At 68.5% G+C, this 20,296-nt stretch carries 17 protein-coding genes; 15 read left to right on the top strand and 2 right to left on the bottom strand.

Going from position 1 to position 20,296, the window contains the following annotated elements; translation table 11 throughout:
- Positions 1 to 2 precede the first annotated feature (2 nt).
- Positions 3 to 3,725 carry a hypothetical protein gene (locus ACIBL3_RS00560; protein ID WP_396351014.1) on the top strand — a complete coding sequence of 1,241 codons (3,723 nt, stop codon included), beginning with the start codon at positions 3 to 5 and terminating at the stop codon, positions 3,723 to 3,725.
- Positions 3,726 to 3,772: 47 nt separating this feature from the next.
- On the opposite strand, the gene ACIBL3_RS00555 is transcribed toward ACIBL3_RS00560, so the two are convergent.
- Positions 3,773 to 4,258 carry a CGNR zinc finger domain-containing protein gene (locus ACIBL3_RS00555; RefSeq protein ID WP_396351013.1) on the bottom strand — a complete coding sequence of 162 codons (486 nt, stop codon included), beginning with the start codon at positions 4,256 to 4,258 and terminating at the stop codon, positions 3,773 to 3,775.
- A 64-nt stretch (positions 4,259 to 4,322) separates the two neighbouring features.
- Here ACIBL3_RS00555 and ACIBL3_RS00550 point away from each other — a divergent pair, with 64 nt between their 5' ends.
- Complete coding sequence (locus ACIBL3_RS00550; RefSeq protein ID WP_396351012.1) at positions 4,323 to 5,003, top strand: hypothetical protein; 681 nt, start codon at positions 4,323 to 4,325, stop codon at positions 5,001 to 5,003.
- A gap of 96 nt (positions 5,004 to 5,099) precedes the next feature.
- Here ACIBL3_RS00550 and ACIBL3_RS00545 read toward each other — a convergent pair whose 3' ends face one another.
- Entirely contained in the window at positions 5,100 to 6,512 is a 1,413-nt protein-coding gene (locus ACIBL3_RS00545; RefSeq protein WP_396351011.1) for a family 43 glycosylhydrolase, read from the bottom strand.
- A gap of 144 nt (positions 6,513 to 6,656) precedes the next feature.
- Between ACIBL3_RS00545 and ACIBL3_RS00540 the strand changes: the two genes are divergently transcribed.
- The 13 genes from ACIBL3_RS00540 to ACIBL3_RS00480 all read left to right on the top strand — a co-directional run bounded on the left by ACIBL3_RS00540 (position 6,657) and on the right by ACIBL3_RS00480 (position 20,226).
- A complete protein-coding gene (locus tag ACIBL3_RS00540; RefSeq protein ID WP_396351010.1) occupies positions 6,657 to 6,881 on the top strand; it encodes a hypothetical protein in 225 nt (74 codons plus the stop codon).
- 25 nt (positions 6,882 to 6,906) lie between these two features.
- Entirely contained in the window at positions 6,907 to 9,558 is a 2,652-nt protein-coding gene (locus tag ACIBL3_RS00535) for a hypothetical protein (protein WP_396351009.1), read from the top strand.
- Between the two features lie 242 nt (positions 9,559 to 9,800).
- Complete coding sequence (locus ACIBL3_RS00530) at positions 9,801 to 10,034, top strand: hypothetical protein (protein ID WP_396351008.1); 234 nt, start codon at positions 9,801 to 9,803, stop codon at positions 10,032 to 10,034.
- A gap of 179 nt (positions 10,035 to 10,213) precedes the next feature.
- Entirely contained in the window at positions 10,214 to 11,551 is a 1,338-nt protein-coding gene (locus ACIBL3_RS00525; RefSeq protein WP_396351007.1) for an FGGY-family carbohydrate kinase, read from the top strand.
- Positions 11,548 to 12,165: a histidine phosphatase family protein gene (locus tag ACIBL3_RS00520; protein WP_396351006.1), complete on the top strand. Its 618-nt coding sequence runs from the start codon at positions 11,548 to 11,550 to the stop codon at positions 12,163 to 12,165. The genes ACIBL3_RS00525 and ACIBL3_RS00520 overlap by 4 nt, the downstream gene beginning before the upstream one ends.
- Entirely contained in the window at positions 12,162 to 12,962 is an 801-nt protein-coding gene (locus ACIBL3_RS00515; protein WP_396351005.1) for a DeoR/GlpR family DNA-binding transcription regulator, read from the top strand. The genes ACIBL3_RS00520 and ACIBL3_RS00515 overlap by 4 nt, the downstream gene beginning before the upstream one ends.
- Positions 12,963 to 12,974: 12 nt before the next feature.
- The gene (locus ACIBL3_RS00510; RefSeq protein ID WP_396351004.1) at positions 12,975 to 14,453 is read left to right on the top strand and encodes an FGGY family carbohydrate kinase; all 1,479 of its coding nucleotides are present in this window, start codon (positions 12,975 to 12,977) and stop codon (positions 14,451 to 14,453) included.
- Positions 14,450 to 15,469, top strand: a complete 1,020-nt coding sequence (locus tag ACIBL3_RS00505; RefSeq protein ID WP_396351003.1) for a 2-hydroxyacid dehydrogenase — start codon at positions 14,450 to 14,452, stop codon at positions 15,467 to 15,469. The genes ACIBL3_RS00510 and ACIBL3_RS00505 overlap by 4 nt, the downstream gene beginning before the upstream one ends.
- A 216-nt stretch (positions 15,470 to 15,685) precedes the next feature.
- On the top strand, positions 15,686 to 16,483 hold the full coding sequence (locus ACIBL3_RS00500) for an inositol monophosphatase family protein (protein WP_396351002.1): 798 nt from the start codon (positions 15,686 to 15,688) through the stop codon (positions 16,481 to 16,483).
- The gene (locus ACIBL3_RS00495; protein WP_396351001.1) at positions 16,480 to 17,433 is read left to right on the top strand and encodes a carbohydrate ABC transporter permease; all 954 of its coding nucleotides are present in this window, start codon (positions 16,480 to 16,482) and stop codon (positions 17,431 to 17,433) included. Before ACIBL3_RS00500 ends, ACIBL3_RS00495 begins: the two co-directional genes overlap by 4 nt.
- Positions 17,430 to 18,242, top strand: coding sequence for a carbohydrate ABC transporter permease (locus ACIBL3_RS00490; protein ID WP_396351000.1), 813 nt, complete (start codon positions 17,430 to 17,432; stop codon positions 18,240 to 18,242). The genes ACIBL3_RS00495 and ACIBL3_RS00490 overlap by 4 nt, the downstream gene beginning before the upstream one ends.
- A 2-nt stretch (positions 18,243 to 18,244) precedes the next feature.
- The gene (locus tag ACIBL3_RS00485) at positions 18,245 to 19,564 is read left to right on the top strand and encodes an ABC transporter substrate-binding protein (protein ID WP_396350999.1); all 1,320 of its coding nucleotides are present in this window, start codon (positions 18,245 to 18,247) and stop codon (positions 19,562 to 19,564) included.
- Positions 19,561 to 20,226: a glycerophosphodiester phosphodiesterase gene (locus ACIBL3_RS00480; protein WP_396350998.1), complete on the top strand. Its 666-nt coding sequence runs from the start codon at positions 19,561 to 19,563 to the stop codon at positions 20,224 to 20,226. Before ACIBL3_RS00485 ends, ACIBL3_RS00480 begins: the two co-directional genes overlap by 4 nt.
- Positions 20,227 to 20,296 lie beyond the last annotated feature (70 nt).

Below are 20,296 nucleotides of genomic sequence, written 5' to 3'. Positions count from 1 at the left end.
CCGTGGCACTTCCCCCTCGCCTGGCGTCGGTCCTCACCGATCCGCCCAGGTCACACTCACCTGCGCCCATCTGGTGGTGGAGCGGCGAGCCGCTCGACCCGGCACGGCTGCGCTGGCAACTCGAGCGGTTCGTCGAGGGTGGCGTGTACCAGCTCGTCGTACTGAACCTGGCTCCGGCGGGGTCGGACCACGGCTGCGACGCGGACGATCCGCCGTTCTTCTCGGAGGAGTGGTGGAGCATCTTCCTCGGGGTCTGTGACGACGCGGCGTCGCTTGGCGTCTCGCTCTGGTTCTACGACCAGCTGGGGTTCTCGGGGGCGGACATCCAGGCGCGGTTGGTGGCTCGGGAGCCTGCGTACGCCGGTCGGCGGTTGCAGCGGTCGACGGTGCACGGGACCGGTCGGTTGGAGCTGCGGTGTCCGCCGGGTGGTCGGGTGATCTCGGCGTCGGTGACGTCGGGTGTCGACGTGGTCGTCGATGGCGCCGGCGCTTCGTGTGAGGCGGATGTCGAGTCGGAGTTGTCGTTGTACTACGAGACGGATCACGGGTTCGACTACCTCAGTCCGTCGGCGTGTACGGCGTTGCTCGACCAGGTGCACGGTGAGTTCGAGCGACGGCTCGGGGACCGGCTCGGCCGGGTCGTGGTCGGGTCCTTCCAGGACGAGCTGCCGTCGGTGCCGACGTGGTCCGCCGACTTCGCTTCGAGATTCGAAGCACGGTACGGGTACGACCTCCGGGACCGACTCGATGCGCTGTGGGACCTCGCCGTACCCGATGGGGCTCGGGTACGGCGGGACTACCACGCGCTCCGGGCTTCGCTGTCCGAGGAGGCGTTCTTCAAGCCGTTGCACGAGTGGCACGAGAAGCACGGGCTGATCGTCGGCTGCGACCAGCAGGACCCGGCGCGGGCCGGCCTGCCCGTTGAGGGAGTCGAGTTGTACGCCGACTATGCGCGGACGCACCGGTGGTTCAGTGCGCCGGGGTCAGACCACCACGGGGATGCGCGGATACACTCGTCGCTCGCGCACCTGTACGAGCGACCGCGGACGTGGATCGAGGCGTTCCACTCCACCGGGTGGGGCGGGACGTTGGAGGAGACGTTCGACTGGTTGCTGCCGTGGTTGCGGACCGGGGCGACGCTCTACAACCCGCATGCCGTCTACTACACGACCCGGGCCGGGTGGTGGGAGTGGGCACCGCCGTCGACCGACTGGCGACAGCCCTACTGGCGGCATCACAAGTCGTTTGCGGATGCGGTGACTCGGTTGTGCGCGGCCTTGTCGTTGGGGCGGCATGTTTGCGAGGTCGCCGTACTGTTCCCGAATGCGACGGCGCAGTCGGATCTGACAATGGACGGGCCTGGGCCGGACGCATTGCGGGCTCAGGGGGTGTATCGGGAGCTGATCGGGGACGCGACGTGGTTCGCGCCGGTGCTGGGGGTGCTGGATCGGGCGCGGATCGACGCGGACGTGATCGATGACGAGTCGCTGGCCGGGGCCGGGGTCGCGGGTGCGCGGCTGACGGTTGCGGCTGAGTCGTTTGCGGCCGTGGTGTTGCCTGCGGCAACGGTGCTCGAGGATGCGGTGACTGAGCGGTTGAACGAGTTTGTTGCTGCCGGTGGGCTGGTTGTTGCCGTGGGCTTTGCGCCTGAGGGGTTGTCCGGAGCTGTGGTGGTCGACTCGGCGGCGGACGTGCCTGAGGCGCTGGCGCTGGTGACGCGGCGGGTCGAGGCGGAGGTCCCGGTGCTGACCCGGGAGGTCGACGGGGCGCTGGTCGTGTTCGTGACGCCGACCGAGTGGAGTGCTACGGAGATCGACGGTCAACCCGTTGGGCGGGGGATCAGTCACGAGTGGGCTCGGGTCGGATACTCCTTCGATCCGTCGCGGTACCGGAACGAGGTCCGCCTGCGGGTTCGGGACATGCCCGGCCCGCCGGTGCTGGTGTCACCGTTCGACGGATCCTCGAAACCCCTTGCCTACAAGGTGGATGCGTGTGGGATCGCCGACATCGTGGTGCCCTTCGCGGCGGGGCCTGCGGCCCTCGTGGTGTTTGCCGAGGGCAACTCGCCGGTTGGCGACGTGGCGGCTTCGGCCCCACAGTATGTAGAGACGTTGACCGGTGACTGGGAGTCCGAGCTGATTCCTACGCTTGACAACACGTGGGGCGACTTCGCCTGGCCGCCCTCGTCGTCGGGTGAGGTCGTAGTCGAACGCTGGGCGCTCGAGCATCGCGTCGACAGCTCGGACGAGTGGCACCCGGCGCACGCCACCTTCGGGCCGCATGGGTTCATCAACGGCGAGCCGGTGGAGTACTCCGAGTCGCGAGGGATCTACAAGGACCACATCCACCACCACGCGCTCGGTCCGAAGGGGCATGTCCCTGAAGACTTCCTGGACTTCGGCACCGTCGCCGCCGGGCAGACGGTGACTTTCATCGCAGCCTTCCAGCTGGACGCGGCTTTGGAGAGCACTGTGGTTGTCAGTGCGCCGGCGGGCAAGGAACTGCTGATCGACGGACGGTCGTTGGCGATCACCGATGACGGTGGGTACGTCGGCACGGTCCCGGTTTCGCTCGACGCCGGAACGCATCAGCTCGAACTGCGGCTGACTCCCGATGAGGAGTTGCAGCTTCGGGCGAATGTGGCGTTCGTTCGCGACCTGGCGGCGTACCGTCGCCCGTCCTGGATCGCCGCTGCCTCGGCGGGGTCCGCGATCACCTACAGCACGAGCGTCGTACCGGGGGATTGCACCGAGCTCACGTTGACCGCGTGGGGCGCGGCGCGGGTGCTCGTCAACGGCCTAGAGATCGGGCGGCAAGGCGGCTTCCTGCCGTACGAGCGGCCGACTCCCCGAGTACGCCGGTACGACGCCGCTGCTGCACTCCGGCCGGGAGTCGAGAACACGATCGCCGTCGAGGTGACCCGGTCGACGCCGATTCTGGTAGACGGCCTGGCAATCTCCGACCACGACTGGACCGCAACAGCCGACGGCAGGACCGTCCCGACGGAGCGTCGCCGCCCCTGGCACCGATCCCTCCCCGACCTCTACCTGAGCCGTCGACCGCATCCGCTGCCGGGCGCGGCGTGGCTCGACGGCACATCTACTGAGGTGGTTGAGCCGATCACTTTCGCCGTACCCCGCCCCACGGCGGACCGGATCGAGCACCTGCGCTTCGACCTCCCTCCCGTCACTACCCGCCTGGAGGTCGACCTGGTGGGCGACGGCGTACTCTCCGTCGACGGTGAGCAACTCGTGACCGGGTCCGGCACGCTTGTCGCCGACGTACCTTCCGGCGCTCGCACGGGTTGGCTTACCTTGATGACCACCCCGGGCCACGAGTCCGGCGCCGCCCTCACCGGCCCGATCCGCGCCACTGTTGGGACCGGGCGAATCCCCTTGGGTGACTGGCAATCCCTCGGCCTCGCCGAGTACTCCGGCGGCGTCCGCTACACCCGAACCATCGACCTCCCCGACGCCGCAACCCTCAACCTAGGCAGCGTCCGCGGCACCGCCGAGGTCCTCGTCGACGGCACCTCGATCGGCACCCGCTTCTGCTCCCCCTACACCTTCGACCTCACAACCGTGGCCCCCGGCAACCACACCCTGACCATCGAGATCTTCAACACCGCCGCCCCCCACCTCAACGCCATCAGCCCCACCCACTTCATCTTCCCCAACCAAACCCAATCCGGCCTCCTCGGCCCCATCACCCTCACCACCGGCTGACCCCACACCCGCGAAGCGTCACCACTGCACGTCCACAACGGAATTTGCTAGGGGGTCTTGGCTGAGCGGGCTCGGTAGGCGGCGACTGTTGTGCGGCTGGCACAGGGGTTGGAGCAGAAGCGGCGGGTTCGGTTTCGGGACTGGTCCACGAAGTAGTTCTCGCAGCCGGCTGCGGCGCATCGGCCGAGCGTCACCGCCGGATCGCCTGCGGCGATGAGGGCGAGCTTGGCGGCGATCAGTTGGCCGAGCCACTGTTTCGCCGGCGTGCCATTGCGGCTGAAGTGGATGTGCCAGCCGCCGTCGTGGTCGGACAGGTGCATGTCCGGCGGGTAGTCGCGCAGCAGGCGGTGTACGGCGTCGGGCGCGGCACCGTCGACCGACTGAGCCAAGGCCGTGCGCACGAGATCCGGTAGTTCGCCGTACTCGCCGTCCGGCGGCGGGCTGATCTCGTGCTCCGCGAAGAACGCGGCGACCAGCTCACCGTCCGGGTCGAGAGTGCCGGTGTTGGCCAGCTCGACGGCCAGCCGCGTCACGTTCCCAATGTAGTCACCGTACTGCACTTGACCACCTACATCGCCGATTCCTATGGTAGGCGTCATGCTAGCTGATGACACCTACATAGCCCGGCGCCTACACCTGCTCGGGGAGTGGGACGCCGCGCTCGCGGTCCTGGGCCCGGGCGGTGATCCCGAACTGCGCGCAGAGATCGCCGTCGACCGCTGGTTCTTCCGGATCGAGGGTCATGACGAGGCCGAGAAGGCAGTCGCGGCACTCGACCCCGCATCTCCGACCGCACAGTTGCTCACGGCACGCATGGCCTACAGCCGCCTGCTGTTCGGTCGCGACCTTCGCCCCGACGACCGCGCCGTGGCCGAGGCGGGCTACCGCGCGGCGGCCGCGAGCAGCGATGAGAAGCAGCGCGGTTGGGCGGAGTACCACTGGGGCGTCTTGCTGGACAACATCGACGACGACCCGGACGGCGCCCTCGCACGCTACGAGACGGCTCTCGCCATCGCGACGAAGTACGGCGACGGCTACTTCGAGTCCTACATCATCCGGCACCTCGCACACCTCAAGGAGCCCGCCGAACGGATCGCGATGCTGCGCCGATCCCTCCACCTCCGCGCCGCTCTCGGCGCCCGCCCCCAAACAGTCGCCGCCCAGGCGGCCCTCGCCGCCGACCTCCCCGAAACCGACCCCGAGCGCGCCGAGCTCACCCGCACCTACCACCCAGCCGCCAAAGAACTACACATCGGCTGGCTCCTGTCGGACGCCTGATTCGCCAGTTCGGGTGTTGAGGGTGCGCGGTGGGATGGGTTGGAGGATGGCCTTCTGCTCTTTTGTCAGGCGGGACAGGAGGAGCCTGCGGACCCGTTAGTACACCTCGATGCGGTCCAGGCTGATGACTGTGCTGCTGGAGGCTGGGTTCTTGTCGCCGGTGACGCGGACGCGCACGGTGTGGGCTCCTGGCGCGAGTGTTGGGCTGACGTACATCAGTTGCTCGCCGACGCGGATCGAGCTGTAGTAGTCGATCCGCTGCTCCGGCCCGCCGTCGATGGAGATGCCGGCGATGCCGTTGCCCACGTCGGCGACGCTGAGCAGTGCGACCTTGGTGCCGTTGAAGTGGATGGTCGCGGACGCGTCCCGGACGCCGCTCCAGTGGTCGTTGCCCCAGAAGCACTGGTTCCCGCAGCCGGATCCCGAGCTCCAGTTGCCGCTGTACACGACCGTGCTGTCGGTGTCGTTGATCCAGTAGTTCGCCGACCCGGGATCGCCGGACGGCAGGTTCTGCGTCGCGCCGGCGGCCAGCGGTCGGCCGAGGTTCGGTGTGCCGTCGGCGTTCCAGCTGATCTTCTGCACGCGGCTGGTGCGGAAGGAGTACGTGTAGGTGCTGGTGTTCTTCCCGTGGTACGCGATCCAGTCCTCGGTCCCGTCCGGCGACTTGAAGAACGAGTGGTGACCCGGTCCCCACACGCCGGTGGCGTCGTTGCGGGAGAAGATCGGGCCGGGGTGCTGCACCCAGTTCGACGCGACCATCGGGTTGGCGCCGTTCGCGATGCTCTTCATCCACAGCTGGTAGTCCGGCTTGCCGGTGTCGCAGGACGAGTAGGTGAGGAAGACCCGCCCGTTGCCGTAGATCGGTGTCGGGCCCTCGCGCACCTCGCTGCATCCGCCGCTGGCGGGAATCGCGACCCGGCCGCCGGTCACCGTCCACGGGTTGCTCATCCGCGCGATGTAGAGCTGCGCCGGTCCGCCCTGACCACGACCCGGCCCGGTCCAGACGAAGTACTGCTGCCCGTTCACCGTGATCGGCTCACCGTCGATCGCGTACTCGCCGAAGTCCGCGATCTTCGCCTTGAAGTGGTACGGACCGAGCGGGTCGGCGCCCTCGGACTCGATCACGTACATCCGGTGGTTCGCGTCCACGCCGTCGGAAGCGGTGTAGTAGATGTACCAGCGGCCGCCGACCTGCCGGAACGCCGGCGCCCACATCTGTGTGTTGCGGCTCGGATCCGAGTCCCGCCAGACCACCTGCTCCGGCTGCACCAGTAGGGTCGCCAGGCTCGCAGACGACCAGATCCCGATCCGGTCCCCGCGCGTGGTCGCGATGTAGTACCTGCCGTTGTGGAACGTCAGCGACGGATCGGCCGACGGGTTCACCGGGTTGCGGAAGGTCTGCGACTGCACAGCACTCTCCTGTTGTGGCGCCGACGACGCCGGCACGGCGCCGGACAGTAGCAGTACGGCGGATGCGATCAAGGCAACTGTGGGGCGGAAGAACCTCATGGCAGTACCTCTCGAGCCGGAGGGGCGGACCGGTCCTGTCGTTTGTACTGCGTCTTTACCATCGTTGTAAACCCTTCACACCAGGATCGAATGCCAGGATCCGGGGCCGGGAACCGCCGTACCAGGACCGGCGTCGTATCGCGCATGAAGCTGAAGGTGAGGGTCGTGCACTACCGCTGTCACGCACGTGACTGCTGGTACGCCGACATCGACGACGCCGACGACCGCCAGCCGGACGACCCGTACTGGTACGCCGACGGCTGCCGCTCGCAGGCCGAGGCGATCACCCTCGCCTGCAGCCAACTGGCCGCTTTGGAGCAGGCGATCGGTCCGCTGACACGCATCAGCGAGTCTCAAGTCGCCGCCTGAACTCCCCGACCGGCATCATGGGGCGATGCTCGGGGAATCGGAGGGCACCAAAGGCGACGCCACGATCGAGCAGATCGGACGCCGCCGGACATTCACCAGGACACTTCAACTCGCCGTCGTACTCGCCGTGGTCCAGTGGCCGATGCGCGACGCGGTGTACGACGCGACGGGTTCGGCGCTCGGCTGTGAGGTCCCCGGCCGGCTGTCGTTGCTGGTCGACGCGACGTTCATCATGGCCTACGTCTATGCGGCGTACCGGGCCTACAAGTACGTCAAGTTCCTGAATCGCCAGTCCTGGCAGCGGATTGCGGCCCTCGGGTCGTGGATCGTCTTTGTCGCCGCCTTGCTCGACATCGTCGAGGACGTCCGGCTGTGGAACGAGCTCGGCACGTCTTGCGCCGGCTTGTCGACCGGCTGGCTCACCTGGCTGATGCGCTGCACCGGCTTCGCCGGCGCGGTGGTCCTGGCCGTCGCGCTCTTCGCCACCACCCGCTTCGGGCAACGCAAGTTGTACGGCGTCCGCCTCGATCCACCGGCGACGTTCAAGCGGATCCAGAACGACGGCAAGGACGCCGGCCAACTGGTGATCACCTGTTCCGGTGGCGGGATCCGGTCGGCGTCGTTCTGTCTCGGCGCCCTGCAACTCCTGCGGGAGAAGGGCTTCTACGACCGGGCGTCGAGTGTGGTCGGAGTCAGTGGCGGCGGCTACATGGCCGCCGCGTTCCATGTGCTCCGGCGGACCTGCACCGACCCGTTCTCGCCGGGGTCGCCCGAGCTCGCGCGGTTGCGGCGGCAGACCCGGTACCTGTTGCAGGGGGGCCGGGCGATGTTCCGGGCAGCGCTGTCGGTGCTGTTCGGGCTGGTCGTCAACCTGCTGCTGATCGGGATCACGCTGCGCGCGATCGCGTGGGTGCTCGGCTGGTTCCTCGCCGACCAGCAGGTGGTCCTGCTGGGAGACGGCGAGATCAAGGTCGACTGGCGGCCGAACGACTCCTGGTTCTTCCTCGGCCTGTCGCTGTTCCCACTCGCGTTGAGCGCGGCGATGTTCGTGCTGGAGAAGGTGTGGGACCGCTGGGCCCGGATGCCCGACGTGGTCCGGATGATCCTGACGACGATCGGGAACGTCGCACTGAAGTTCGGCGTACCGCTTGCCGTCCTGTTGCTCGGCGTACCGGGCGGCCTGTACCTGTTGGCACAACTGCCGGGTGACTCCAGTATCCCCTCGGCGGTGCTGGCGTTGGTCGACCCGGCGAAACAGGGCATCGCGTCGTTCAGCGCGCTGGTCGTCGTCCTGATCGGGCTCGGCAAGGCGGTCTGGAACGGGCTCGCGGTCGAGGGCAAGGAGTCGGGCAGCATGCGGGCGCGGCTGCTCGCGTTCGCCCGCACCAAGCTCGCGCCGTGGGTGGCGAGCGCGATCATCGTGCTCGCGGCGGTGATCGTTCTGCTGCGCTGGACCGGCGGCTACGCGACCGAGCCCGGGTACCAGGAGAACTGGAACGTCGCGCTGATCCTGGCCGCGATCGCGATCGCCATCAAGGTGCTCACCGACGCGAACCGGACATCCCTGCACTCGTTCTATCGCGAGCGCTTGTCGCGCGCGTTCCTGGTCACCCGGAAGGACAACGGCGCGGCCGTTGCCCTCGACTACCACTTGCGGCTGCGGTACTCGGAGTGGGCGAAGCCGGTCGACGGCGGCCCGCAGTTGGTCATCGCCGGTGTCGCGAACGTGTCCGACGGCGACTTCGTGCCGATCCAGCGCGACTGCGTGCCGTTCGTCTTCGACGCCGAGCAGATCGGGATCATCGGCGACCGGTCGCTGCCCGACGGCGGGCGCCGGGTCACCGACGACTACGAGCGCGAGGCCGACGTGCTGAAGCGGGAGGTGACGGTGCCGGCCGCGATGGCGATCAGCGGCGCCGCGTTCAGCCCGCTCACCGGCCGAGTGAACGCGCGGACCAGGCCGGTTCGGCTGCTGCTCGCCGTACTGAACGCGCGGCTCGGGGTGTGGCTGCCGAACCCGTACTGGAACAACCGGTCCGAGCCCGCGTTCCCGGAGGTGCGCGGGACCGTCGCGAAGGTCCGGCGGTACTTCGGCAGCGTGATCGACAAGCCGGGTCCGTACCGGTTGCTGCTCGAGGGGATCGGGCAGCCGTCGATGTACGACCGGCGGATCTACGTCACCGACGGCGGCCACTACGACAACCTCGGCCTGGTCGAGGCGCTCCGCCGGGAGCCGGCCCAGGTGATCGTGATCGACGCGTCGAACGACCCCGAGGACCGGTTCACCGCGCTGGCCGAGGCGATCGCGACCGCCCGGATGGACCACGGGATCCAGATCGACATCGACCCGTCGCCGATGATCCGCGGCGGCAAACCGCGGGCCGACCGGCCGTGGGCGTACGGCATCGCGACGCACCCGCTGAAGGACGGCGCGGAGAAGCCGTACAAGACCGAGATCTTCTTCCTGAAGGCGGTGCTGGCCGGGCACCTCGGCTGGGACATCGAGCAGTACGCCGCCGGGCACCCGGACTTCCCGCGCCGGACCACCGGCGACCAGTTCTACGACGAGTGGGACTTCGAGGCCTACCGCTCACTCGGCTACGCGCTGGCCGAGTCCCTCACCGAGCATCACCGGGTCCGCGCCCGCCTCGAGGACCTGCAGACCGAGCAGGTCTAGACCACCGATTAGGCAGTCGAAGGCAACCAAATGCCGATGCGGATGCACGTGCAGTCCGCCTGGTGAGCGGATGGTTGCCTACCGCCCGGTGCGGTGGTGTTATTGGTGGCCGTGTGCCGGAGAATCTTTACAGAAAATTAGCCGTGACCTTTCCGGACACCAGGTCGTTGATCTGTCAGACAGTTCGCGACCTGTAGTGATCGCTGGGGCAGATTTGCTGGGGAATCTGGGAAGGACCGCCCGTGCATCGATTCAATCCGCCACCTGACTGGCCCGAGCCGCCCAGCGACACCTGGCGTCCGCCGCCAGGCTGGGAGCCGGACCCCGAATGGCCGGAGGCGCCGGCAGGCTGGGGCTTCTGGGTCAACCGCAACGGCCGCCCGGCGAGCGGGCCGATCGGCGCGTACGGCGCTCTCGACGCCGGCCGGGTCGAGTTCGCCGCCGTCGACCCCGCCTTGGTGCTCATGCACTCCTGACCAACCAGCACTCGACCGTCCCGCCGGCACAGGCGCAGTCGGCCGGACCGCCCGGCTCCCGCAGGTATCTCAGCTGCGGGAGCCGAGTCATGTCCGGGATCGGACGGGGGCTGGCGTGTTCTTACCGTCTTCTGGTGTTATGTTATCAGCGCAGATAACACTGGATCGGGAGGCTGGGCGTGAGCTGGATCGGCGTTGACCTCGGCACGCAAAGTGCGCGCGCCGTCCGCGTCGAGGCCGACGGTTCGGTCACCGGGCGCGCCGCGCGGCCGCTGGTCAGCCACCGCGACGGACCGCGTCACGAGCAGGACCCGCAGAGCTGGCTGGACGCGGTCGACGCAGTCCTCGCCGAGGTTGCCGGACCCGGGCTCGATGGCATTGCGATCTGCTCCACCTCTGGCACCTTCCTGCTCACCGACGAGCAGGGCCGCCCGGTCAGTCCGGCGCTGATGTACGACGACGCCCGTGCAGCCGACCTGCGTGGCCGCATCGTGGACGCCGACCCAAATCGCTGGGCGACCTCGATGCAGCCGACCTGGGCGCTCCCGAAGCTCCTCTCACTGAACCCGTCGGCAGCGCACCGTATCGTTCACAGCGCCGACTTCGTCGCGGCCCACCTCGTCGGCCACCCGGTCGCCACCGACACCAGCCACGCCCTGAAGACCGGGTACGACCTGGTCGCCGAGTCCTGGCCGCAGGCCGCCTTCGACAAGCTCGACCTGCCGGCGAGCATCTTCCCCGACGTCGTCCTCCCCGGCGCCGAGCTCGGCCGCACGCCGTCCGGTGTCCCGGTCTACGCCGGCATGACAGACGGCTGCGCGGCCCAGATCGCCGCCGGCGCCCTGAGCCCCGGCGCCTGGAACTCGGTCCTCGGTACGACGCTCGTCCTCAAAGGCGTGAGCAAGGACCTCCTCGACGACCCCACCGGCGCCGTCTACAGCCACCGGCACCCGGATGGCGGCTGGCTCCCCGGCGGGGCGTCCAGCACGGGCGCCGGCCTACTCACCGAACTCCTTCCGAATGCGGACCTGGACGCGCTGGACCAAGCGGCGGAGCCGGTCGCGGCCGTCATCTACCCACTCACCAAGACGGGTGAAAGGTTCCCGTTCGTCGCTCCCCAGGCCGAGCGTTTCACCCTTGGCAACCCGACCGGTGACTTGGCGACGTACGTCGCGGTACTACAAGGTGTGGCCTTCATCGAGCGACTGGCGTTCGAGCATGTGGTCGGTCTCGGCGCGGAGCCGCTCCGATCGGTGTCGCTCACTGGCGGCGCCGTACGGAGTGGGTACTGGAACCAGCTCCGCGCCGACGTCCTCGGCGTTCCGGTCGAGCTTCCGGCGTCGCCGGATCCGGCGTACGGCATGGCCGTGCTCGCCGCATCCTCTGGCGGCTCGTTGACCGAGACGGCTCGCCGGATGGTCCGGACGGACCGCATCCTCGAACCAGGTCCACGACGACTCGAGGACCTGTACGGCGAATTCGTCGCCGAGCTGGATCGACGGGGGTACCGCGGATGAGGACAACGATCGTCCTGGCCAGGCATGGCCGGACCGAGTGGCACCACGGCAACCGCTACACGGGGTCGACGGACCTCCCGATCGACGAGGTCGGCGTACGGCAGGCGCAGCAGCTGAAGGACTGGGCGGCCGACTACGCGCCGGACGTACTGTGGTGCTCGCCGATGCTGCGCGCCCGGCAGACCATCGCGCCGACCGCCGAGCTGCTGAACCTCGAGCCGACCCTCGACGCGCGGCTGCGGGAGGTCGACTTCGGCTCGGCCGAGGGGAAGATGCTCAGCGAGCTGCCGCCCGCGGTGGCGAAGGCGTTCCAGCTGGACCCGGTGCGCGACCACTTTCCCGGCGGCGAGGATCCGGCCGCGGCGGCCGACCGGGTGCACGAGGTCTTCCACGAGATCGGGCGGCGGCACGAGGGTCAGAAGGTGCTCGTGGTCGCGCACAACACCCTGATCCGGCTGCTCACCTGCCGGGTGCTCGGGCTGCGGCTGAACGACTACCGCAGACTGCTACCTGCGCTCGGTCCCGCGGCGTTGGTGCGTTTCCGGTGGCAGGACGGCACAGTGGGTCTCGAGGCGTACAACGTTCCCGCAGTACGAATGGAGACCCTGGCATGACATCCGACGTCGACGGTGACACCACCGAGCTGAGTCGTCCCGCCCGCCGGCAGGCCGAGATCGCGGCCTACGTCGTCGAGCACGGCTCGGTCTCGGCCAACGACCTGGTCGAGGCGTTCGGGGTGAGCGTGATGACCGTGCACCGTGACCTGGACGAGCTCGAGCGCCAGGGCGTGGTGCGCAAGTACCGCGGTGGCGTCAGCGCGCAGCCGACCAGCGTGTTCGAGAGCAACGTCGCGTACCGGCTGAACACCGCGCAGGCCGAGAAGACCGCGATCGCCCGGCACGCCCGCGCGATGATCGAGCCCGGCATGTCGGTGATGCTCGACGACTCGACCAGCGCACTGGCCCTGGTCGACCTCTTCGAGGACATCACCCCGTTGACGGTGGCAACGAACTTCCTGCCCGCGATCACCAAGCTGGCCGCGCTGCGGGACATCACCCTGCTCGCGCTCGGCGGGATCTACTCCGCCACGCACGACTCGTTCGGCGGGATGCCGTGCGCGGAGGCGGTCGAGGCGCTGCACACCGACCTGCTGTTCTGCTCGGTCTCCGCGGTGTCGCCGACGCACGCCTTTCACCAGGAGGAGGAGATCGTCCTGGTGAAGCGGGCGATGCTGCGGTCCGCGAAGACCAAGGTGCTGCTCGTCGACCACGCGAAGCTCCAGCGAACCGCCCTGCACCGGCTCGCCCCGCTCACCGACTTCGACGTCGTGATCGTGGACGAGAAGACCCCGCAGGACCTGATCCAGCCGCTCCGCGACCACGGCGCGACCGTGGAGGTCGCAAAACTCTAGAAGGGGGAGTTTATGGACGTCGGGGTTGACGTCGGCACCACTGTCACCAAGGCTGTTGCGTTCGACGACGACGGGCGGCCGGTGGCCGAGGTGTCCCGGCCGACCAGGCTGGTCCGGCCCGGGCTGGGCACATCGAAGCTGGGACGGTTCGAGCACGAGACCGCCGAGATCGTTGCCTCGGTCAATGAGGTGGTCGGTGAGCTGGCCGGCACAGTGGGGAACCGGCCCGGCGTCCTGGCGATCACCGCCCAGGGCGACGGCCTCTGGCTGGTCGACGCCGACGGTACGGCGGTCCGCCCGGCGATCTCCTGGCTCGACGCGCGCAGCAGCGCGATCCTCGAGCGCTGGACCGCCGACGGTGTCGCCGAGCGCGTCTTCCGCCGGTCCGGTAACCGGATGTTCCCGGGTGCTTCCGGTCCGCTGCTGGCCGCCGTACTCGCGGAAGAGCCTGAGGTGATCGCTCGCGCCGGGACGGCGGCGTACTGCAAGGACGTCGTGATGCAGCAGCTGACCGGCGTCCGCGCGACGGACGTGTCGGACGCGTCCGCGCCGTTCCTCGATCCGCGGACCAACGAGTACGACGACGAGGCGCTGAAGGCGACCGGTCTGTCCGAGCTGCGGCACCTGCTGGCGCCGGTGGAGCCCGTCGGCCCGATCGGCGAGCTCCGCGACGACTCGACCGGAATGGCCCCTGGCACCCGGGTTTCCGCCGGACCGTACGACCTTCCGGCCGCCGCAGCCGGGACCGGCGTGCAGGAGCCCGGCGACGCCCTACTGACTGTCGGTACGACGCTCGCCTGCCAAGTCGTGACGCGCGAACTGCCTGTGGACGGCGAGCCGGCCGGGTTGTTCCTCGGCACGTGGACACCAGGTGTCTGGCTCCGCGCGATGCCCGCGATGGTCGGCACGGCAGCGCTCGACCGGGTGCTGGCACTGGTGGGTGTCGGGACAGACCAACTGCCGGCGTTGCTCGCGGAGAGCCCGGTCGGCGCACAAGGCGTGACTGTTCTTCCCTATCTATCCGAGGCCGGTGAGCGAGCGCCGTTCGTCGACACCCGCGCTCGCGGGACGATCGACGGGATCTCCCTGTCCACCACCACGGCGGACCTGGTCCGCGCGACGTGCGAAGGCATCGCGTACGCCGCTCGCCATTGCCTGGAGGCGGCCGGGTGGTCCGGACGCGTCACCTTGTGCGGCGGCGGTGCCCGCAGTAGAGAGTGGACGCAAATCCTGGCGGATGTCCTGAACGCACCCCTGCACACCGCCGAGGCCGAACAGGTCGCTGCTCGTGGTGCAGTCATCTGCGCCCGGCGTGCGGTCGATCCGGACAGCGCCGGACCGGAGTGGATCGCCGAGACCCGCCAGGTCGACCCCGATCCGACCCGCGCCGCCTTCTACGCCGAGGGCTACGCCCACTACCTGCGCCGCATCGAGTCGGCCCGCCCACGCTGGTCCGACCCCGCCCCAACGTTAACTTCAGGAGTTCAATGAGAACCATCAAGGCATTGCTTGCCGGCGATCACTTCGTGCGCAACGAGATGCTCGCCAAAGCACTGTCCTCCCTCGACGGCGTCGCCTTCGACTTCCGCGAGGTCACGCTGCCCTGGCCGTTGACGCCGTACGGGCGGGTGGCCGAGGTGGACGAGGCGAGTGACGCCGAGGACCAGTTGATCGAGGCGCTGGCCGGGGTCGAGGTCGCGGTCACCCAGATGGGGCCGTTCACTGAGCGGGTCCTGACGTCCGCGACCGACCTGAAGTTCCTGGTGGTCTGCCGGGGCGGGCCGGTCAACGTGAACGTGCCGGCGGCGATCAAGCGCGGAGTCGCTGTCGCCTCCACACCCGGCCGCAACGCGGTCGCGGCCGCCGAGCATGCGGTCGCGCTGATGATGGGGGCCCTGCGCAACCTGCCCCGCCTGCAACGCACCCTCGAGCAGGGGGAGTGGCGCAGCGATCTCTACGCGTACGACGAGTGCGGCCTGGAGCTCGACGGGTCCACAGTCGGATTGGTCGGCTACGGCGCAATCGGCCAGCGCGTCGCCCGGGTGATGCTCGCTTTCGGCGCTCATGTCTTGGTCGCCGATCCCTTTGTGGACAAGGCTTCTGACGGTATCGAGCTGGTCGAGTTGGACGACCTGCTGCGTCGGTCGGATGTGGTCAGCCTGCATGCCCGGCTGACCGACCAGACCCGCGGCATGATCGGCGCCGACCAGATTGCGCTGATGCCACGAGGCGCCGTACTGGTGAACACAGCTCGCGGCGGCCTGCTGGACTACGACGCGACTGTCGATGCGCTGGAGTCCGGGCAGCTGGGTTCCGCCGCCTTCGATGTCTTCCCGTCCGAGCCGGTGCCGGCGGGGTCTCGGTTGCTGACGGCACCCAATGTGGTGATGACGCCGCACCTGGCCGGCGCGACCCGGCAGACCGCGCACCGCGCCGGCTCCCTGGCAGCGGAGGCTGTCGCCGCCTACCTGGCCGGGAAGGACCCGGTCGGGCTGGTCTCGGCGTAACCATGCAACTCAGCCGCAGGTCCGGGCGTCGATGCGGTTCCGCGGTCGGCCGCCGCTGCAGAACCTCGTCCTGGCCCTGGACGAGCTGGACGGTGTCACCGGCGTCCGGCTGCGCAACGACGATGATGACTGAGGTTGTCCGGATCGTTGTGAAGTCAGTGAGAAAATCACATGGATTCTCTATACGTCACCATGAAACGGTGATAATTTCACGGCGTGCTTAACACTCCGCCCCACGCCGAGCTCCGTGAGCTGGCCCTTAGGCTGGCGTTCGCGGCCGGTGCGGAGTTGGTGGCGCGGCAACCAGGTCTATCGATTGATGCGGCCGGTGTCGAGACCAAGACGTCGGCGAGTGATCCGGTCAGCGACGCGGACCGGGCTTCCGAGAAGCTGATCACTGACGGCCTGACCGCGGCGCGACCCGGTGACGGCCTGCTCGGTGAGGAGGGCGCCTCCCGCCCATCCGCCACTGGGCTCACCTGGGTGATCGACCCGCTGGACGGCACGGTCAACTACCTCTACGGCAGGCTCGACTGGTGTGTCTCCATCGCGGTCGAGGACGAGGCCGGTGCATTGGTCGGCGTGGTCCATCAGCCGCGCACCGGCCTCACCTGGTCAGCTGCTCGCGGCGCAGGTGCCGTCCGCAACGATGTCGCCCTCGGCCCACTCCGTGACGTCGCCCTCGAGAACGCCTTGGTGAGCACGGGATTCTCGTACCTGCCCGAGACGCGCGCCGAGCAAGGCGACCACCTGCGCCTGCTGCTGCCCGCCGTACGGGATGTGCGTCGTGGCGGCTCGGCCGCCCTCGACCTGTGCTCGGTCGCCGACGGTACGGCGGATGCCTACTACGAACACGTGATCCAGCCGTGGGACATTGCCGCCGGGTCCCTGATCGCCCACGAAGCGGGTGCTCAGGTCGTCGCCTTGTCCAACGGCGTTCTCGCGGCCGCGCCCTCCCTGGCGGCCGCACTTGTCGAACTGCTCGCTCCATCAACCCCGAGGAGGTCGGTGTGACCGCACTAGACCTGCCGGTCCGGAGCCATCCGGACGAACGCCGGCTGGCCACGGACGGCGGCAACCAGCAACGCCGCAGACGGCGCCGCGAGTACGGGCTGTTCGCCCTGCTGGTCGCGCCCAACCTGCTGGTGATCGCGGTGTTCGCGTACTGGCCGATCATCTACAACGCGTTCCTCAGCCTGACCGACTGGAACATGATCGCGGCCAAGCCCGCGTTCGTGGGGCTGGCGAACTACGGCCGGACGCTGACCGATCCGGCGTTCCACAAGACCTTGTGGATCACCGTGGTCTTCACCGGCCTGATCGTGGCCGGCAGCCTGGTCATCGGGCTGGCGCTGGCGTTCCTGTTCAACCTGCCGCTGAAGGGCCGGGGCGCGGTCCGGACGATCGCGTTCGCCCCGCACATCCTGTCGGGTGCGGCGGTCGCGACGATCTGGCTGTTCATCTTCGACCCCGGCTACGGCCTGATGCGGGCGCTGATCGAGCCGTTCGGCGCCGAACCGCCGGACTGGATGAACAACTCCGACTGGGCGCTGCCCGGACTCGTCATCGTCTACCTGTGGAAGAACGTCGGCTTCGCCGCCCTGATCTACCTGGCCGGCCTGCAGGGGCTGCCCAAGGAGCTCGACGAAGCGGCCGCGATCGACGGCGCTTCGACCTGGACCCGGTTCCGGGCCATCAAGCTGCCGCTGCTCGCCCCGATCACGTTCTTCCTGCTGATCACCACGGTCATCGGCACCTTCCAGGCGTTCGACGTGATCGCGGTGATGACCGGTGGTGGCCCTGGTGACGCCACCACCACGCTCAGCTGGTCGATCTACAACGAGGGCTTCCAGGCGTTCAACGCCGGTCGCGCGGCGACGCTGTCGATCATCATGTTCGTGATCCTGCTGCTGGTCACCACGGTGCAGGCCCGCGTGATGGAGAGGCGGGTGCACTACCGATGAAGGCTCGTGCGATCCAGTACGTCGTACTGGTCGGGGTGGCGGCGCTGTTCTTCGGACCGCTGTACTGGCTGCTGTCGACGGCGTTCAAGGTGCCGACGCAGATCTACCAGTGGCCGCCGGCCTGGTGGCCGGACCTGACCTGGGAGAACTTCAGCCTGGCCTGGAAGGCCGCGCCGTTCGACCGGTTCTTCCTGAACTCCACGATCATCACCATCGCCGGGACCGTGCTGAAGGTGACCAACGCCGTACTCACGGCCTATGCGTTCGCCTACTTGCGCTTCCCCTTCAAGAAGGTGCTGTTCTTCGCGGTGCTCGGCGCGATGATGGTGCCCGGTCACGTCACGCTGCTGCCGAACTACCTGACCGTCGCGACGCTCGGCTGGATCAACACCTACGCCGGCCTGATCATCCCCGGTATCGGGTCGGCGTTCGCGACCTTCCTGATGCGGCAGCACTTCCTCACCCTGCCGACCGAGGTGACCGACGCCGCCGCGGTCGACGGCGCCGGGCACCTGCGGACGCTGTGGCGGGTCGTGCTGCCGATGTCGCGGCCGATGCTGATCACGGTCGTGGTGATCACCGCGGTCGAGGAGTGGAACAACTTCGTCTGGCCGCTGATCGTGACCAACACCGCCTCGATGCGGACGCTGCCGGTCGGGCTGCTGATCCTCAAGGACGAGGAGGGCCTGGCGAACTGGGGAACGATCATGGCCGGCACGCTGCTTGTCCTTGCGCCGATGCTGCTGATCTTCCTGATCGCCCAGCGCTACATCGTCGGCGGTATCACCCAGGGAGCGCTGAAGGGATGAGCATGCTGAATCGCAGGGTGTTCCTGGGCCTGGCGGCCGGCGCCACGCTGGCCGGCTGTGGCTACCGCTCGGTCGACGCCGAGTACTCCCAGCCTGCAGGAGTAGTCCCGAAGCAGTACGCGAACCGCGTCCGCGTGGTGTTCTGGTCGCCGTACGGTGGTGTGAACGGCAAGGCGGTCGACAAGCTCGTTGCCAAGTTCAACGACTCCCAGCAGGACGTGTACGTCGAGGTGCAGTTCCAGGGCAGCTACGACGACGTGGCCCAGAAGGTCGCGGCCGCGCTCGTCGCGAAGCAGGCGCCGGATCTCGCCGTACTGTCCGACGTGACCTGGGAGCGGTTCTTCCTGAACGACGCGCTCGAGCCGCTGAACGGCTACTTCACCGACGGGTTCGGCCCGGCGGTCTACCAGGAGAAGCTGTTCGGCGAGTACGTCGTGAAGGGGCAGAGCTGGTGTGTCCCGTTCGCCCGCAGTACGCCGATCCTCTACTACAACCGGGACGCGTTCGCGAAGGCCGGGCTGCCGGATCGGGCGCCGCGGACCTGGAGTGAGCTGCGGTCATGGGGGCCGGAACTGGCCAAGGTGCAGTCCGGCGGCCGGTCGCTGCGGACGATCGCGTTCGCGAAGATCGACGGCGACTGGCAGTTCCAGGGCAACGTGTGGCAGTTCGGCGGCGCCTACTCCAAGGGCCTCGACGTCACCATCGACCAGGACGGCGCGGTCGCCGCGGGTGAGTGGCAGCGTTCGATGGTGCACGACAAGGGGCTGGCCTACATGGCGAGCAGTCCGAGCACCGACTTCGCCAACGGGCTGGTGGCCGTCATCCAGGAGTCGACCGGTGGCATGAAGACCATCACCGGCAAGGCCAAGTTCGACGTCGGCGCCGGGTTCATCCCGTCCGAGGTCGCCTCCGGTCTGGCGACCGGCGGTGGCGGGATCGGGATGCTGCGGAACATCTCTGCCGATCGCAAGGCCGCGGCCGCCGCCTTCCTGCAGTTCCTGGCCCGGCCGGAGAACTCGGCCTGGTGGACCAAGGAGACCGGCTACCTGCCGGTGGTGAACGCGGCTCGGGAGAACCCGGACCTGAAGAAGCTGATCGCCGAGAAGCCGAACTACGGTGTCGCGATCGAGCAGCTCGAGAATGCCCGGCAGCAGGACCCGATCCGGCTCTACGGCCGGAACGCGAACGTCGTCATCTACACCGGCCTGCAGCAGATCTACGCCGACAACGCGCAACCGAAGCAGGTTTTCGCTTCGGTCGCCCGTCGGCTGGACGCGATCGGCGAGGAAGTCCGTCGACAGTACGAGGAGAAGGTTCTGTGATCATCACCGGTCACCGCGGTGCGCTCGGGACCGAACCGGAGAACACGCTGCGCTCGTTCCGGCGCGCCGTCGCGGACGGGTGCGACGAGATCGAGCTCGACCTCCGGGTGACCGCCGACGACGAGCTCGTCGTCCTGCACGACGCGACTGTCGACCGAACCACGTCCGGCTCGGGCGAGGTCGCGGCGCTGACGTTCGACGAGCTCCGGTCGCTGGACGCCGGGCTCGGCGAGGTGGTCCCGACCTGGGCCGAGACGATCGCGGCGATCGACGTCCGGTTCCAGGCCGAGGTGAAGGCGGCTCGCGCCGTACCGCTGCTGGTCGAGTCCCTGCAGGCCGATCCGTCGCTGGCGGCCCGGACCATGGTGACGTCGTCGCACGCCGACATCCTGCTCGCGGTCCGGCAGGCGATGCCGTCGGCGTCGACCGGGCTGATCTTCGGCCGTACGCCGGACGTCGCCGACGTGCTCTCGTTGACCCGGGCCGCTCAGGCAGGTACGGCGCTGTGCGGCATCGTCGGCCTCACCGCGGACGGCGTCGAGAAGCTCCACGCCGCCGGCCTCGACGTCACCGCCTGGCCCGTCCCGGACTGGGCGACCCTCGAACAAGCGATCGCCCTGGGTGTCGACGGGATCACCACGGACAACCCACATCTGTTGTAGGGGACCGCCAGACCCCCGCCGGTGGTGCTTGTCACATGTTCCAACGTCTGAATTTGTTCTTCCATGGAAC

The sequence above is a fragment of the Kribbella sp. NPDC050124 genome, assembly GCF_044460355.1.
Lineage (GTDB): Bacteria > Actinomycetota > Actinomycetes > Propionibacteriales > Kribbellaceae > Kribbella.
Note: the sequence above shows the minus strand (reverse complement) of the source record. Positions and strands in the feature narration are given on the sequence as shown.

Coding starts and splice junctions, on each gene's coding strand:
- ACIBL3_RS00510 (WP_396351004.1), top strand. CDS start 12,975: ATGGACGTCGGGGTTGACGTCGGCACCACTGTCACCAAGGCTGTTGCG.
- ACIBL3_RS00545 (WP_396351011.1), bottom strand. CDS start 6,512: ATGAGGTTCTTCCGCCCCACAGTTGCCTTGATCGCATCCGCCGTACTG.
- ACIBL3_RS00550 (WP_396351012.1), top strand. CDS start 4,323: ATGCTAGCTGATGACACCTACATAGCCCGGCGCCTACACCTGCTCGGG.
- ACIBL3_RS00505 (WP_396351003.1), top strand. CDS start 14,450: ATGAGAACCATCAAGGCATTGCTTGCCGGCGATCACTTCGTGCGCAAC.
- ACIBL3_RS00520 (WP_396351006.1), top strand. CDS start 11,548: ATGAGGACAACGATCGTCCTGGCCAGGCATGGCCGGACCGAGTGGCAC.
- ACIBL3_RS00535 (WP_396351009.1), top strand. CDS start 6,907: ATGCTCGGGGAATCGGAGGGCACCAAAGGCGACGCCACGATCGAGCAG.
- ACIBL3_RS00515 (WP_396351005.1), top strand. CDS start 12,162: ATGACATCCGACGTCGACGGTGACACCACCGAGCTGAGTCGTCCCGCC.
- ACIBL3_RS00540 (WP_396351010.1), top strand. CDS start 6,657: ATGAAGCTGAAGGTGAGGGTCGTGCACTACCGCTGTCACGCACGTGAC.
- ACIBL3_RS00490 (WP_396351000.1), top strand. CDS start 17,430: ATGAAGGCTCGTGCGATCCAGTACGTCGTACTGGTCGGGGTGGCGGCG.
- ACIBL3_RS00485 (WP_396350999.1), top strand. CDS start 18,245: ATGCTGAATCGCAGGGTGTTCCTGGGCCTGGCGGCCGGCGCCACGCTG.